Origin of the sequence: Sphingomonas adhaesiva, assembly GCF_036946125.1 — a bacterium.
Classification (GTDB): Bacteria; Pseudomonadota; Alphaproteobacteria; order Sphingomonadales; family Sphingomonadaceae; genus Sphingomonas; species Sphingomonas adhaesiva_A.
In genome coordinates this window covers 1,930,240-1,943,292 of sequence record NZ_JAQIJT010000002.1, presented here as the reverse complement: position 1 = coordinate 1,943,292, position 13,053 = coordinate 1,930,240, and the positions used below count along the sequence as shown (strand labels likewise).

The window sequence follows — 13,053 nt, the reverse complement described above, 5'->3', positions numbered from 1 at the left end:
CCTCCCTTTCAAGGGAGGGGTTGGGGTGGGTCGAGGCCGGGCGATACGGCTCCCCAAGAGCGCCGCGCCGCCGTATCGCGAGCACGCCACCCACCCCCGGCCCCTCCCTTGAAAGGGAGGGGGGAGATGTTCGATGCACCTGCGCCCGATCCATTTCGCCGACGCGCCCTTCGCCTACCCCGATGGCCATGTCGCGCGGCTGGCGGGGGGGATGCAGTGGTTCGCCGCCTATGAGGTCAGCGAGGGCGACGCGCGCCGCATCGTCCCCGTCGCCGATATCGCCGCGCTGGGCGAGCGTGCCGCCACGCTCCACGCGCGCATCACGTCGCCGCGCCCCGCATGGGTGCTGGGCGAACGCACGCTGCGCTTCGACCAGCCGGCGGTCGCGGGCATCCTCAACGTCACGCCCGACAGCTTCTCCGACGGCGGCGCGCATGTCGACGATCCCGCCGGCGCGGCGGCGGCGGGGATGGCGATGGCGGCGGCGGGCGCGGCGGTGATCGACGTCGGCGCCGAATCCACCCGCCCCGGCGCGACACTGGTATGGGAGGAGGACGAGGCCCGCCGCGCCGCCCCCGTGGTGGAGCGGCTGGCGCGGGCGGGGGCGCTTGTCTCGATCGATACGCGCAAGGCGCCGGTGATGGAGGCCGCGCTTGCCGCCGGTGCGGGGATCGTCAACGACGTGTCCGCGCTGTTGTGGGACGAGCGCGCGCTGGATCTGGTCGCGCGCAGCGGTGCGCCGGTGGTGCTGATGCACTCGCCCGATCCCCGGGCCGGCGGGCACGGGCGACCCACCTATCGCCATGTCGCGACCGAGGTGTTCGACTGGCTGGAGGCGCGGATCGCGGCGGTGGTCGCGGCCGGCTTCGATCGTGCACGGATCATGGTCGACCCCGGCATCGGCTTCGGCAAGTCGCTGGCCGACAACCTCGCCCTGATCCAGGCGCTCCCGCTCTTCCACGGGCTCGGCTGCCCGATCATGCTCGGCACCAGCCGCAAGCGGATGATCGGCGCCCTCGACAACGAGGCACCCGTGGGCGAGCGGCTGGGCGGCTCGGTCGCGCTGGCGGTAGCGGGGGCGCAGGCGGGCGTCCAGCTGCTGCGCGTGCACGATGTCGCGGCGACGGTACAGGCGCTGCGGGTGTGGCGCGGACTGCGCGACCGCGCGCTGGCGCCCTAGAGCGTGATGACGTGATGTTGACACGTCGGGACGGAGCGGAATGTCGTTCGTGGATAGGAGCGAGGAGGGAACGGGGCTTTGCCCCCGTGACTGACGAGGGACGACGCCACGAACGACATTCCGCCCGCCGCAAAGCGGTTGTCCTGAGCCGCCCGCCGGACGACGTCGCGCCGCTGGCACGGACTACCAGCTCGCGCTGCACGTCGCTCCTCGCCGACGAACGGCTCAGGACAATCACGATGGGTCAACATCACGTGATCACGCTCTAGCCGGACACACATCGAAACGTTTCACCTACGCAACGCGAAACGCGAACATGCGTTAGCGCGCGCATGATCGTCACATCCACCCCCCGCTTCACCCAGATCATGCGTGAGGTCTGGCGTCCGCTGACCGTGCTGTTCGTCTGGGACGTGATCGTCACCGTCACCTATTACATCCTGCCGTTCAAGGCGCCGTCGCTGCCGCTGACCCTGTTCGGCTCCGCGCTGGCGCTGTTCCTCGGCTTCCGCAGCAACTCCGCCTATCAGCGCTGGTGGGAGGGGCGGTCGCTATGGGGGCTGATGATCAACGCCAGCCGCAATCTGGCGCGTCAGGCGCGCAACTTCCTGCCCGATCCCGATGCCGCGGACCTGAAGCGCACCATCGTCCTGCGCCAGATCGCCTATGTGAACGCCTTGCGCTGCCAGCTGCGGCGCCAGCCCGCGGACCAGGAAGTGCTGCGCTACCTGTCGAAGGGAGAGGCGGATTTCGCGCTCGCGCGCGTCAACATCGCCAACGGCATCGTCGATGGCACCGGCCGCCGCATCAACATCGCCCGCGAAAACGGCTGGATCGACACCATCCAGCAGAGCGCGATGGAGAGCATTCTGGTCGACATCGCGAATGCGCAAGGCGGGATGGAGCGGCTGAAGAACACGCCGCTGCCGAACCAGTATCGCTTCTTTCCGACGATCTTCACGCACATGTTCTGCATCTTCCTGCCGATCGGGCTGGTGGAGACGCTGGGCTTCGCGACGCCGCTGGGGTCGACGGTGGCGGGGCTGATGTTTCTGGCGGTGCTGGCGATCGGCGACGACCTGGTCGATCCGTTCGCCAATACGGTCCACGACCTGCCGCTGAACGCGATGTGTCGTACGATCGAGATCGATCTGCTCCAGTCGATCGGCGACACCCCGCCGGAGCCGGTCCAGCCGGTGAAGGGTGTGTTGTGGTGATTACAGCGTGTAGCCGCCGTCGCTGACCAGCACGCTGCCGGTGATCGTCGCGGCCGCGTCGGACAGCAAAAACGCGATCTGTGCCGCGATTTCCGCGGGCTTGGCATAGCGGCCCAGCGGCGTCGCCATCGCCGCCAGCTCGGCAAAGGCAGCGTCGCGGCCGATGGCAGCGGCGCGGTCGGCGAACATCGGAACCGCATCCCATACCGGGGTCTCCACCCCGGCGGGGGCGATCGCGTTGACGCGGATGCCCGTGGCGGCGCCCTCCTTCGCGGCGACCCTGGTGAGCTGGATCAGCCCGGCCTTCGATGCGCCGTAAGCGGAAACGCCCGCCTCCGCCTTCACCCCCGCGGCGGAGGCGACCGTGACGATCGCGCCGCTGCGGCCCGCCAGCGCGCGCATCGCCGCGCGCAGCGTCAGGAACGCTCCGTCGAGATTGACCGAGAGGATGCGCCGCCATTCGTCGAACGCCAGGGTTTCGATCGCGCCCGCCCCGGCGACCCCGGCGTTGACGACCGCCCCGTTTATCCCCGCCAGCACCGCGGCCGCCTCGTCCCAGAAGCGCTCCTCCCGCACGTCGCCGGGCAGCAGGTCGATCGTGCAGCCCAGATCGACGCGCGCCAGTGTCGCGGCATCCGTATCGGCCAGCACCAGCCGCGCCGCGCCCGCATCCGCCAGATGCCACGCGGTGGCGAGGCCGATGCCCGAGGCGGCGCCGGTGACAAGGAAGCTGCGATCGCGAAGGCCGGTCATGCGCGACCTTCTGCGATACGTCAGGCGGCGCTGTCGATCCCCAGCTCGCTCAGCTTGCGGTAGAGCGTCGAGCGCCCGATTCCCAGCCGCCGCGCGACTTCGGTCATGCGCCCGCGATAGTGACCGATCGCGAGGCGGATGACATCGGCCTCGATCTCCTCCAGCGCGCGCATGTTGCCGTCCGGGTTGAACAGGGTGACCCCGCCCGAGGGACCCAGCGTCGGCGGGGCGATCGTGCTGCGGGTCGAGGGGCGCGTGCCCAGCGCGGCCAGCTGCGGGAAGTCGGCGCGGGTCAGCGCGTCGCCGTCGCACAGCACCGCCGCGCGGAAGAGCGCGTTCTGCAGCTGGCGGACGTTGCCGGGCCAGTCGTAATCGACCAGCAGCGCCAGCGCATCGTCGGTGATGCCCAGCTGGCGCAGCCCCGGCTGCCCCGCGATCCGCGCCAGCAGGTGGCGGGCGAGCGCGGGGATGTCGCCGCTGCGGTGGCGCAGCGGCGGGATCGTCACGGTCACCGCGTTGAGGCGGTAATAGAGATCCTCGCGGAACCGCCCCGCGCCGACCTCGTCCAGCAGCCTTTTGTTCGTGGCGGCGACGACGCGCACGTCGACTTCGCGCGGGTGGCGCGCGCCCATCGGCAGCACCTCGCCGGTATGCAGCACGCGCAGCAGCTGCGCCTGCGCGTCGAGCGACAGATGGTCGACCTCGTCGAGGAACAGCGTGCCGCCGTCGGCCATCGCGAAGCTGCCGTTGCGGCGCTCGAACGCGCCCGCGAAGGCGCCGGGTTCGTGCCCGAACAGCTCGCTTTCAATCAGATTGGCGGCGATCGCGGCGCAATTCACCGTCAGCCGCGGCGATTTGGCGCGCGGGCTGGCGTTGTGGATCGCCTCCGCCACCACTTCCTTGCCGACGCCGCTCTCGCCCTCGATCAACACCGGCACGCGCGCGCGCGCGGCCTTGGCGGCGATCGCCAGCGCGGCGCGGAACTCGGGCGCGGAACCGACGATCTCGTCGAACTCCAGCATCGCCGGGATCTTCTCGGTCAGCGGGCGCAGCTCGCCCGTGACGCTGCCGGCGACGGCGGCCTCCAGTGCCGACAGCAGCCGCTGCGGGGCCAGCGGCTTGGAGAGATAATCGGTCGCGCCCGCGCGCATCGCGCCCACCGCCTGCGCCACGGAGGTCTCCGCCGCCAGCAGCAGGATGGGAAGCTGCGGGCGGTAGCCGCGCAGCTGCGCGATCAGCGGCGCGGGATCGGCCGCTCCCTCGACCGGCAGCATATCGCCGGTCGCCGCCGATTCGGCGTCGAGCAGGATCGCATCCAGCTGCATCCCGTCCTGCGTCCCGAACATCGCCAGCGCCATCTCGCCGTCGTTGGCGAAGATCGAGCGCCATCCGGCGCGTGCGGCGATCGAGGCGACCTGGCGGCGCTGCGCGGGATCGTCGTCGATCAGCATCAGCAGACGTTGGCCGTTACGCGTCATTGGTCGATTCGTCCCCCGGTTTGCCCGATCGCGGCTCCGGCCCGCACCTAAGGCACGGGGGGTAAAGGCCGGCTTAAGCGAGACACAGGGGATATTGCCTCGCCTATCCGGCGTCTTTAGGCTCTAGCGTAGCACGAATAGAAGGGGATCGTCATGGCCGACGCCAATATCAAGGCGCACGAATCGACCTATTTCAGCATGCTGTCGATGCTTAAATACGGCGCGATCGCGTGCTTTCTACTCGCTTTTCTCGTCATCTGGCTGATCTCGTAAGAGATGCGGATCGCGGTCCTGAGGGAGGGGGCTCCCGGTGAACGCCGGGTGGCCGCGACGCCGGAAACGGTCAAGAAATTCATCGCCCTGGGCGCGGATGTCGCGGTCGAGGCAGGCGCGGGCGAGGGGGCGAGCTTCGCCGATTCGGATTATGCCGCGGCGGGTGCGGCGGTCGGCGACCGCGCCGCGACGCTGGCGGGGGCCGGCATCGTGCTGGGCGTGCAGGGGCCGGACCCCGCATCGCTGGGTGGTGCCGCGCCCGGCGCGTGGATCGTCGCCGGGCTGAACCCGTTCGGGGAGCGCGCACGCGTCGATGCCTATGCGCAGGCGGGGTACGAGGCGCTGGCGATGGAGTTCATGCCGCGTATCACGCGCGCGCAGTCGATGGACATCCTCAGCTCGCAGTCGAACCTGGCGGGGTACAAGGCGGTGCTGGACGCCGCGGCCGAATACGGCCGTGCGTTTCCGATGATGATGACCGCGGCGGGCACGGTGAGTGCGGCGAAGGCGTTCGTCATGGGCGTCGGCGTCGCCGGGCTGCAGGCCATCGCGACCGCGCGGCGCCTCGGCGCGCAGGTGTCCGCCACCGACGTCCGCTCCGCGACGAAGGAGCAGATCCAGTCGCTCGGCGCCAAGCCGATCTTCGTCGAGAATGTCGCCGGGATCGAGGGCGAAGGCGCGGGCGGCTACGCCGGCGAGATGACGCCGGAGTACCAGAAGGCGCAGGCCGAGCTGGTGTCCGGGCATATCGCCAAACAGGACATCGTCATCACCACCGCGCTGATTCCGGGGCGCCCCGCGCCGCGCCTCATCAGCGACGCGCAGATCGCGACGATGCGCCCCGGCAGCGTCATCGTCGACCTGGCGGTGGAGAGCGGCGGCAATGTCGAGGGCTCGGTCGCGGGCGAGGTGGTGACGCGCCACGGGGTCAGGATCGTCGGCCATCGCAACGTCGCCGGGCGCCTGCCCGCGGATGCGTCCGCGCTGTTCAGCCGCAACCTCTACAATTTCCTGTCCACCTTCTGGGACAAGGAGGCCGGCAAGCCGGTGCTGGACGAGGAGATCGGCGACGCGGTGCGGCTGACGAAGGACGGACAGGTCGTCAACCAGCGGCTGCTGGGCGCCTGAGGGGGACTGGGCAAATGGACTTCATCTCGATCCTGTCAGTGTTCGTGCTGGCCTGTTTCGTCGGCTATTATGTCGTCTGGTCGGTCACGCCCGCGCTGCACACGCCGCTGATGGCGGTGACCAACGCGATCTCCTCGGTCATCATCGTCGGCGCGCTGATCGCCTCGGCGGCGGCGGGAAGTACCGGCGGCAAGTGGCTGGGATTGCTGGCGGTCGTGCTGGCCAGCGTCAACATCTTCGGCGGCTTCGCGGTCACGCACCGCATGCTGGCGATGTACAAGAAGAAAGAGCGCCCGGCCGCGGCCGCCAGGCACTGATACCGTCGCCCCGGACCTGATCCGGGGCGCCGCTTCCTCCGGGAAGCGGGCAGAAAAGGCCGGACCCCGGCTCTGGACCGGGGTGACGAGGGGGGAAAGAATGGAACACGTTGCGGTAAATCCCTGGGTGGCGCTCGCCTACCTCGTGGCGGGGGTGTGCTTCATCCTGGCGCTGCGCGGGCTGTCGAGCCCGACCACGAGCCAGCGCGGCAACCGCTACGGCATGATCGGCATGGGGATCGCGGTCGTCACCACGCTGCTGACGCACATCCCCGTCGTCGCCACGCTGGTCGAGGGCTATGACTATGCCGCGCTGATCGCGCGCATCGACTATGTCGCGGCGTTCGAGATCGTGGCGGCGATCGCGCTGGGCGCGGTCATCGGCATGACGATCGCGCGGCGCATCGCGATGACCGCGATGCCGCAGCTGGTCGCCGCGTTCCACAGCCTCGTCGGCCTCGCCGCGGTGCTGGTGGCGGCCGCCGCCTTCCTGAACCCGGTCGCGTTCGGCATCGCCATCCCGGTGCTGACGCCGGACGGGGCGTTCGCGCTCATCAATCCGGTCAGCCGGATCGAGATGGGGCTGGGCGTCGCGATCGGCGCGATCACCTTTTCGGGCTCGGTCATCGCCTTCCTGAAGCTGAACGGCAACATGGGCGGCGCGCCGATCATGCTGCCGGGGCGCCACGTCATCAACCTGGGCGTGCTGGCCGCGATCCTGGGGCTGGTGGCCTATTTCACGGTCGATCAGAGCCCGTGGGTGTTCTGGACGATCACGCTGCTGTCGTTCGTCATCGGCTTCCTGCTCATCATCCCGATCGGCGGCGCGGACATGCCGGTCGTGGTCAGCATGCTGAACAGCTATTCGGGCTGGGCGGCGGCGGCGATGGGCTTCACGCTGCACAACAGCGCGATGATCATCACCGGCGCGCTGGTCGGCTCGTCGGGTGCGATCCTCTCCTACATCATGTGCCGCGCGATGAACCGCAGCTTCATCAGCGTGATCGCGGGCGGCTTCGGCAGCGCGCCCGAGGCGGGCGGCGGCGGCGCGGCGAAGATCGACCGGCCCTGGAAGCGCGGCTCGGCGGAGGACGCCGCCTTCCTGATGACGCAGGCCGAGCAGGTCATCATCGTGCCGGGCTACGGCATGGCGGTGGCGCAGGCGCAACACGTGCTGCGCGAGATGGGCGACAAGCTGAAGGAGCACGGCGTCCGCGTGAAATACGCGATCCATCCGGTCGCGGGCCGCATGCCGGGGCATATGAACGTGCTGCTGGCCGAGGCGAACGTGCCCTATGACGAGGTGTTCGAGCTGGAGGACATCAACAGCGAGTTCGCGCAGACCGACGTCGCCTTCGTCATCGGCGCCAACGACGTGACCAACCCGGCGGCGAAGACCGACAAATCGTCCCCCATCTACGGCATGCCGGTGCTCGACGTGGAGAAGGCGAAGACGGTGCTGTTCGTGAAGCGCAGCATGGGCGGCGTGGGCTATGCCGGGGTCGACAACGACGTCTTCTACATGGACAACACGATGATGCTGCTCGCCGACGCCAAGAAGATGGTCGAAGACATCGTGAAGTCGATCGACTGACGATGCCGGCGGCACGATTCGGACTCGAGGACGCGCTCGGCGCGCGTTTCCTGCTCGCCAGCGCGGGCGGGGCAGGGGCGCTCGCCGCGCGCGAGGCGGTGGCGCTGATCGACGGGACGCTGGTGGCGGACGTGACGCTGGCGCAGGCGGAAGCGGCGGTGGCGCTGGACGACGGCGCCGCGCCGGCCGTCATCCTGGCGCTGGACGGGGCCGACGACGCCGCCGTGCAGGACGCACTCGCGGCGCTGGTGCCGTCGGCGCTGGCGCGGGGCTGCCCCGTCGTGGTGGCGATGACCGTGGCGCAGATCGATCCGGTCATCGCGGCGCTGCCCGAGGATGCTCCCGCGATCCAGCTGCTGTGCGATCCCGACCAGGCGGAATGGATCAGCGCGCTGGCGATGGCGGCGGTGCGCGACGACGGTCGCCTCGCCAGCGGCGACGACGAGTCGGAGCGGCAGGCGCGGCTGAATGCGGAGGTGGCGCGGATCGCCGCGCTGCTCGCGCAGATCGCACGGCGCGCCGGGCCGGGTGCCGGCGGCGCGCGCGATCGGCACATGACCTTCGGCGCGGCGGACGGCGCACCGCGTGCGCTGCCCGCCGCGAATGCGGTGCGGGACGTGCTGCGTGCGCGGCGGCTGCGCGACCGCTTCTTCGGCGCGGCGCTGTTCGAGGATCCCGCCTGGGACATGCTGCTCGACCTGTTCGCCGCCCGGCTGGAGGGGACGCGCGTCTCGGTGTCCAGCCTGTGTATCGCATCGGCGGTGGCGCCGACCACCGCGCTGCGCTGGATCGCGAAGCTCACCGCGGCGCGTCTGCTGGAGCGCCGCCCCGATCCCGACGATCGCCGCCGCGCCTTCATCGCGCTGAGCGACGAGGCGGCGATCGCGATGGAGCGGTATGTCGCCGCCCTCGCGGAGGCGCGGCTGCCGCTGGTGTAGGCGCCCCTTGCTCGTGCGCGCGGGCGCGGTACGGGCTTGATCGCGCGCGCGGGCGCGGTACGGGCTTGATCGTCCGCGCGGGCGCGGTACAGGGACGTCATCGCGATGGCACCGCCATCGGGCGCTTAGCTCAGCTGGTAGAGCGGCTCGTTTACACCGAGTAGGTCGGCGGTTCGAACCCGTCAGCGCCCACCATCGCGAAATCGCCGCTGTCCTACACGATCCAACAATTGCCAGCCCCTCCGTTCGCAAGCGGAATGGGAGTCGGTGATGCGCGAGCTGGTGGAACGCAAGGTCGGGGAAACGGCGGGGCGCGGCGGCACGCGCGCGCGGACGGTGACGGTCAACCGGCGCGAATCGCCGCTGTCGTGGCTGGCCTCGCGCGGGTTGGTGACGCCGCGGCAGTCGGAGGCGGGGGAGCGGCTGCGCGCCGATTACGAACGCGCGCAGCTGGCGGCGGCGGTGACGATGCGCTGGACGCCGCGCGTCGACGGCGGCGGGGCGCCGGGATTGTCCCCGGCGGAGGCGCAGCTCGCGGCCAGGCGACGGTTCGATGCGGCGGTGAGCGCGGTGGGACGCGGCCTGAACGACGTGCTGTGGCGCGTGGTGTGCGCGGGCGAGGCCCTGCCGGAGAGCGAACGCGCGCTCGGCTGGCCCGCGCGCAGCGGCCGGCTGGTGCTGACACTGGCGCTCGACCGGCTGGCGGATCATTACCGGCTGCCGTGATCGCGCTTGCCCTGCGCCGGGCCGCGGCGCAGGAACACGCGATGCGATTGTCCTTCATCAAATGCCATGGGTCCGGCAACGATTTCCCGCTGGTCGACGGCCGCGCGCTCGACCTGTCCGATGCGCAATGGGGACAGGTGGCGCGCGCGCTGTCGGATCGCGCCGGGCCGGTCGGGGGCGACGGGTTGCTGGTGCTGACCGCGGGCGACGACGACGCGGCATTCGGCATGCGGATGTTCAACAGCGACGGCAGCGAGGCGGAAACCTGCCTCAACGGCTTGCGTTGCGTCGCGCGCGCGGGGTTCGAGGCGCTGGGGCTGGACCGGGCGACGGTGCGGCTGAAGACCAGCGTGGCCACGGTGGCGCGCGCGACCGATCTGGCACCGGGGGTCTATACGGTCACCGAGACCGCCGGTCCCGCGACGCTCGACGTCGCCGCCTGGCCGTTGGACGCCGGCGCGGCGCAGGTCGTCGCGGCGCCGGTGCCCCCGCTCGATCCGCACCGCGCCTTTACCGCGGTGGCGATCCCCAACCCGCATCTGGTGAGCTTCGTCGACCGCGTCGACGAGGACGAGCTGGTGCGGCTGGGCACGGTCTGCGAAGCGGCGCCCGTCTGGCTGCCGCGCCGCGCCAACGTGTCCTTCGTCGAGGGACGCGGCGAGGACCGGCTGTTCGTGCGGACGTTCGAGCGCGGGGTCGGCCTGACCGACAGTTGCGGCAGCGCGATGGCGGCGTCCACCTATGCCGCCTGCCTGGACGGCCGGGTCGCGTTCGGACGCGATGTGACGGTGCTCAACCGTGGCGGGCTGGTCCGCGCGCGGGCGGAGCGCGATGCGATGGTGACGCTGTCGGGCAATGCGACCTGGGAATGGGCGGGCGAGGCGACGATCGACCTCATCCACGCCCGCGCGGGCGACCTGACGATCGCGCGCCACATGGATGCGGAGATCGCCGCCTGGGCCGCGGTGGCCGACGCTGCGTGCTGAGCCGGGCGCGCCGATTCAGCCGCGCGCGACGACCACCGTGTTCTTCCCGCTGCGCTTGGCGGCGTAGAGCGCGGTATCGGCGTCCTGCATCGCGGCTTGCGCATCCTGGTTCAGGATTGGCGCGACCCCGCCGGAGAAGGTGACGATGCCGATCGGCGCCGCGGTTTCCTGATTGACCAGCGAACGGGTGGACAGCTTCTCGCGCACCGCGTCGAGCCTGGCGTGCGCGCCGTGCGGCGTTTCGCCCTCGAACAGGCAGGCGAACTCCTCCCCGCCGTAGCGCGCCACCATCGTCCCGCGCCCCAGATGGGTGCGCAGGAAGTCGCCGACGAAGCGCAGCACGCGGTCGCCCGCGGAGTGGCCGTGGCTGTCGTTCACCTGCTTGAAGTCGTCGATGTCGCACAGCGCCACCGTGGCGACCCCCTCGCCGCCGTCGGCGATCACCTCCGCCAGCTTCGCCTCGAACCGGCGGCGATTGGGCAGGCCGGTCAGATGGTCGTGCTCGGCGGCACGGCGTGCCTGCTCCAGCTCGTTGCGCAGCGCCGCGGCTTCCTGCCGGGTCTTGTGGAGTTGCAGTTCTGCCAGTCGCGTCGCCTCCACCGCATCGCGGGTCAGCGCGATGACGCGGTGGAGCGTCCCGACCGGGTCGCTGCTCAGCTTCTGCGCCTCCTCATCCAGCGCGGAGCCGAAGGTGGCGGCCGAATCGCGCGTGGTGTCGACCGCGGTGACGCAGTCGTTCAACCGCGCCTCCAGCTGATTGGCCAGGGTGGTGAGGCGCTCCGGGGTGAGATCCGACGCGCGCTGCTTCTCGACGATCTGCGTCACCTCGCTGTCGGACAGCGGGGTGCCGGAACGCAGGTGCGCTCCGACGGCGAGCGCGACCTCCCAGTCCTCGCCCGACAGATAGGCGTGCGCGACCATGAAGTTGCGCGGCGTCGGCTCCAGACCGTTGGAAAAGAGAAATTCGCCCACGTCGCGGTACAGCTGGCGCCGCACGGCGGAGCGCGTCTGTTCCGGCGTCGGGGGCGGGGCGGGCGCAGGGCTCGTGTGATCGGCCTGAAGCCAGCCCAGCATCCGTTGATGCAAGGCGGCGGTGCGGGCAGCGGTGCGCGGCATGACCTTATGCCCCCACTGCGGTGCGGCGCGGTGCCGCATCGCCGATCGGCCCGGCCTGGACCTGGGCGTGGATCGCGCCCCAATTGTCGCCGAACCAGTGCTCGCCGCGTTCGGAGCGCAGGATGGTGCGATGCGACGCGCCGCCGCCGGTGTCGACGTCGCGGTGCGGCACCATGGCCTGCGCGGGAATGTCGTAGAAGCAGCGCACGCGCGGGGCGGTCGGGTCCTCGTCATTGGCGGTCAGGATGACCGCGAGCTTGTTGTCGCCCATCCGCACCAGCCCGCCGACGGGATAGATGCCGATGCTCTCGATGAAGATCGCGAACAGCGCGGGATCGAAATGCCCCTCCCACGATCGCATCCGCGCCAGCGCTTCGCTCGGCGACCACGGCCGTTTGTAGGGACGGTTGGAGGTGACCGCGTCATAGACGTCGCAGATCGCGCTCATGCGGGCGTGCAGGCTCAGCTGTTCGCCGGTCAGCCGCTCGGGATAGCCGGTGCCGTCGACGCGTTCGTGATGGTGGAGGCAGACGTCGAGCACCGCGGCGGAGATGTTCTCGCTCTCGCTCAGCAGCTGGTGCCCCTTGACGGGATGGCTCTGCACGACGCTGCGCTCGCCCGGCTCCAGCGCGCCCGGCTTGTCCAGCAGCGCGCTGGGCACCGACATCTTGCCGATGTCGTGGAGCAGCCCGGCCATGCCCAGGTCGCGTACCTCGTCCTCGGGCAGGTTCAGGCGGCGGGCGAAGTTGATCATCAGCGCACACACCGCGACCGAATGCAGGTAGGTGTATTCGTCCTTGTTCTTCAGCCGCGTGACCTTCAGCATCGCGGTCGCGTCGCGCGCCACCGATTCCGCGATCTCGTCGACCAGCGGCGATACGTCGGCGGCATCCACGGCATTGCCCATCCGCACCTCCGCGAACATGCGCGACACGGCTTCCTTGGAGCGTTCCACCGTCTCGCGGGCGCGGTCCAGCTCGCTCGGCCCACGCTTGCGCAGGCGTCGCTCGGGGCCGTTGTAGGGCGCATCCTCGCTGGCGACGCGACGGTCGGCAATCGCCGGCACGTCGTCGACCGGCGGCGCGGGCGGTGCCGCCCGTGCGGGGCCGACGCCCTTCGACGTATCGATCGTGATCGTGGCGATGCCGGCCTTCACCAGCTTGGCGATCTCCGAGGGTTTGGAGAGCACCAGATGCGACCGCCAGAAGGGACTGGCGAGCCACCCCCCCTCGACCGCGTGGACGTACATGCCAAGCCGGGCATCCTTCGTAGCGATTTCGATCAGCACCCAGGTCCACCTTTCATATGTGACGTGGGTTAGGGCCGGCGTGATTAAAGACGCTTTAC

The 13,053-nt window shown here is 70.4% G+C and carries 13 protein-coding genes and 1 tRNA gene; 10 read left to right on the top strand and 4 right to left on the bottom strand.

The annotated features are described in order from the left end of the window. Positions 1–133: 133 nt before the first annotated feature. Both folP and PGN23_RS15565 read left to right on the top strand, forming a co-directional pair. Positions 134–1,180 (top strand): dihydropteroate synthase, encoded by a 1,047-nt coding sequence (gene folP / locus PGN23_RS15570; RefSeq protein WP_335303937.1) that lies wholly within the window; start codon positions 134–136, stop codon positions 1,178–1,180. 332 nt (positions 1,181–1,512) lie between these two features. Continuing rightward, entirely contained in the window at positions 1,513–2,397 is an 885-nt protein-coding gene (locus tag PGN23_RS15565) for a bestrophin family protein (RefSeq protein ID WP_335303936.1), read from the top strand. Here PGN23_RS15565 and PGN23_RS15560 read toward each other — a convergent pair whose 3' ends face one another. Together PGN23_RS15560 and PGN23_RS15555 are read right to left on the bottom strand one after the other, a co-directional pair. Beyond that, positions 2,398–3,150 carry an SDR family NAD(P)-dependent oxidoreductase gene (locus PGN23_RS15560; protein ID WP_335303935.1) on the bottom strand — a complete coding sequence of 251 codons (753 nt, stop codon included), beginning with the start codon at positions 3,148–3,150 and terminating at the stop codon, positions 2,398–2,400. Positions 3,151–3,170: 20 nt separating this feature from the next. Then, complete coding sequence (locus tag PGN23_RS15555) at positions 3,171–4,628, bottom strand: sigma-54-dependent transcriptional regulator (RefSeq protein WP_335303933.1); 1,458 nt, start codon at positions 4,626–4,628, stop codon at positions 3,171–3,173. A 153-nt stretch (positions 4,629–4,781) separates the two neighbouring features. On the opposite strand from PGN23_RS15555, the gene PGN23_RS15550 reads away from it, so the two are divergent. The 8 genes from PGN23_RS15550 (at position 4,782) to dapF (ending at position 10,590) form a co-directional block, all read left to right on the top strand. Further along, positions 4,782–4,901: an aa3-type cytochrome c oxidase subunit IV gene (locus PGN23_RS15550; protein WP_335303932.1), complete on the top strand. Its 120-nt coding sequence runs from the start codon at positions 4,782–4,784 to the stop codon at positions 4,899–4,901. Between the two features lie 3 nt (positions 4,902–4,904). Beyond that, positions 4,905–6,029, top strand: a complete 1,125-nt coding sequence (locus PGN23_RS15545; protein ID WP_335303931.1) for an NAD(P) transhydrogenase subunit alpha — start codon at positions 4,905–4,907, stop codon at positions 6,027–6,029. Positions 6,030–6,043: 14 nt separating this feature from the next. Then, positions 6,044–6,346, top strand: a complete 303-nt coding sequence (locus PGN23_RS15540; RefSeq protein WP_335303930.1) for an NAD(P) transhydrogenase subunit alpha — start codon at positions 6,044–6,046, stop codon at positions 6,344–6,346. Between the two features lie 100 nt (positions 6,347–6,446). Continuing rightward, entirely contained in the window at positions 6,447–7,940 is a 1,494-nt protein-coding gene (locus tag PGN23_RS15535) for an NAD(P)(+) transhydrogenase (Re/Si-specific) subunit beta (protein WP_335303929.1), read from the top strand. A gap of 2 nt (positions 7,941–7,942) precedes the next feature. Next, positions 7,943–8,878: a winged helix DNA-binding protein gene (locus PGN23_RS15530; RefSeq protein WP_335303928.1), complete on the top strand. Its 936-nt coding sequence runs from the start codon at positions 7,943–7,945 to the stop codon at positions 8,876–8,878. Between the two features lie 119 nt (positions 8,879–8,997). Beyond that, positions 8,998–9,073 (top strand) — tRNA-Val (locus PGN23_RS15525). A gap of 75 nt (positions 9,074–9,148) precedes the next feature. Further along, positions 9,149–9,604, top strand: coding sequence for a DUF6456 domain-containing protein (locus PGN23_RS15520; RefSeq protein ID WP_335303927.1), 456 nt, complete (start codon positions 9,149–9,151; stop codon positions 9,602–9,604). Positions 9,605–9,645: 41 nt separating this feature from the next. Beyond that, positions 9,646–10,590: a diaminopimelate epimerase gene (dapF, locus tag PGN23_RS15515; RefSeq protein WP_335303926.1), complete on the top strand. Its 945-nt coding sequence runs from the start codon at positions 9,646–9,648 to the stop codon at positions 10,588–10,590. Between the two features lie 15 nt (positions 10,591–10,605). On the opposite strand, the gene PGN23_RS15510 is transcribed toward dapF, so the two are convergent. Together PGN23_RS15510 and PGN23_RS15505 are read right to left on the bottom strand one after the other, a co-directional pair. Continuing rightward, positions 10,606–11,706: a GGDEF domain-containing protein gene (locus PGN23_RS15510; RefSeq protein WP_335303924.1), complete on the bottom strand. Its 1,101-nt coding sequence runs from the start codon at positions 11,704–11,706 to the stop codon at positions 10,606–10,608. Positions 11,707–11,710: 4 nt separating this feature from the next. Further along, positions 11,711–12,994 carry an HD-GYP domain-containing protein gene (locus PGN23_RS15505; RefSeq protein ID WP_335303923.1) on the bottom strand — a complete coding sequence of 428 codons (1,284 nt, stop codon included), beginning with the start codon at positions 12,992–12,994 and terminating at the stop codon, positions 11,711–11,713. Between the last annotated feature and the right edge of the window lie 59 nt (positions 12,995–13,053).

Bases quoted from the DNA above. Each gene is read 5' to 3' on its own strand.
- PGN23_RS15535 (WP_335303929.1), top strand. From the start codon at position 6,447: ATGGAACACGTTGCGGTAAATCCCTGGGTGGCGCTCGCCTACCTCGTG.
- PGN23_RS15560 (WP_335303935.1), bottom strand. From the start codon at position 3,150: ATGACCGGCCTTCGCGATCGCAGCTTCCTTGTCACCGGCGCCGCCTCG.
- PGN23_RS15520 (WP_335303927.1), top strand. From the start codon at position 9,149: ATGCGCGAGCTGGTGGAACGCAAGGTCGGGGAAACGGCGGGGCGCGGC.
- PGN23_RS15545 (WP_335303931.1), top strand. From the start codon at position 4,905: ATGCGGATCGCGGTCCTGAGGGAGGGGGCTCCCGGTGAACGCCGGGTG.
- PGN23_RS15530 (WP_335303928.1), top strand. From the start codon at position 7,943: ATGCCGGCGGCACGATTCGGACTCGAGGACGCGCTCGGCGCGCGTTTC.
- PGN23_RS15550 (WP_335303932.1), top strand. From the start codon at position 4,782: ATGGCCGACGCCAATATCAAGGCGCACGAATCGACCTATTTCAGCATG.
- PGN23_RS15510 (WP_335303924.1), bottom strand. From the start codon at position 11,706: ATGCCGCGCACCGCTGCCCGCACCGCCGCCTTGCATCAACGGATGCTG.
- PGN23_RS15565 (WP_335303936.1), top strand. From the start codon at position 1,513: ATGATCGTCACATCCACCCCCCGCTTCACCCAGATCATGCGTGAGGTC.
- folP (WP_335303937.1), top strand. From the start codon at position 134: ATGCACCTGCGCCCGATCCATTTCGCCGACGCGCCCTTCGCCTACCCC.
- PGN23_RS15540 (WP_335303930.1), top strand. From the start codon at position 6,044: ATGGACTTCATCTCGATCCTGTCAGTGTTCGTGCTGGCCTGTTTCGTC.
- dapF (WP_335303926.1), top strand. From the start codon at position 9,646: ATGCGATTGTCCTTCATCAAATGCCATGGGTCCGGCAACGATTTCCCG.
- PGN23_RS15555 (WP_335303933.1), bottom strand. From the start codon at position 4,628: ATGACGCGTAACGGCCAACGTCTGCTGATGCTGATCGACGACGATCCC.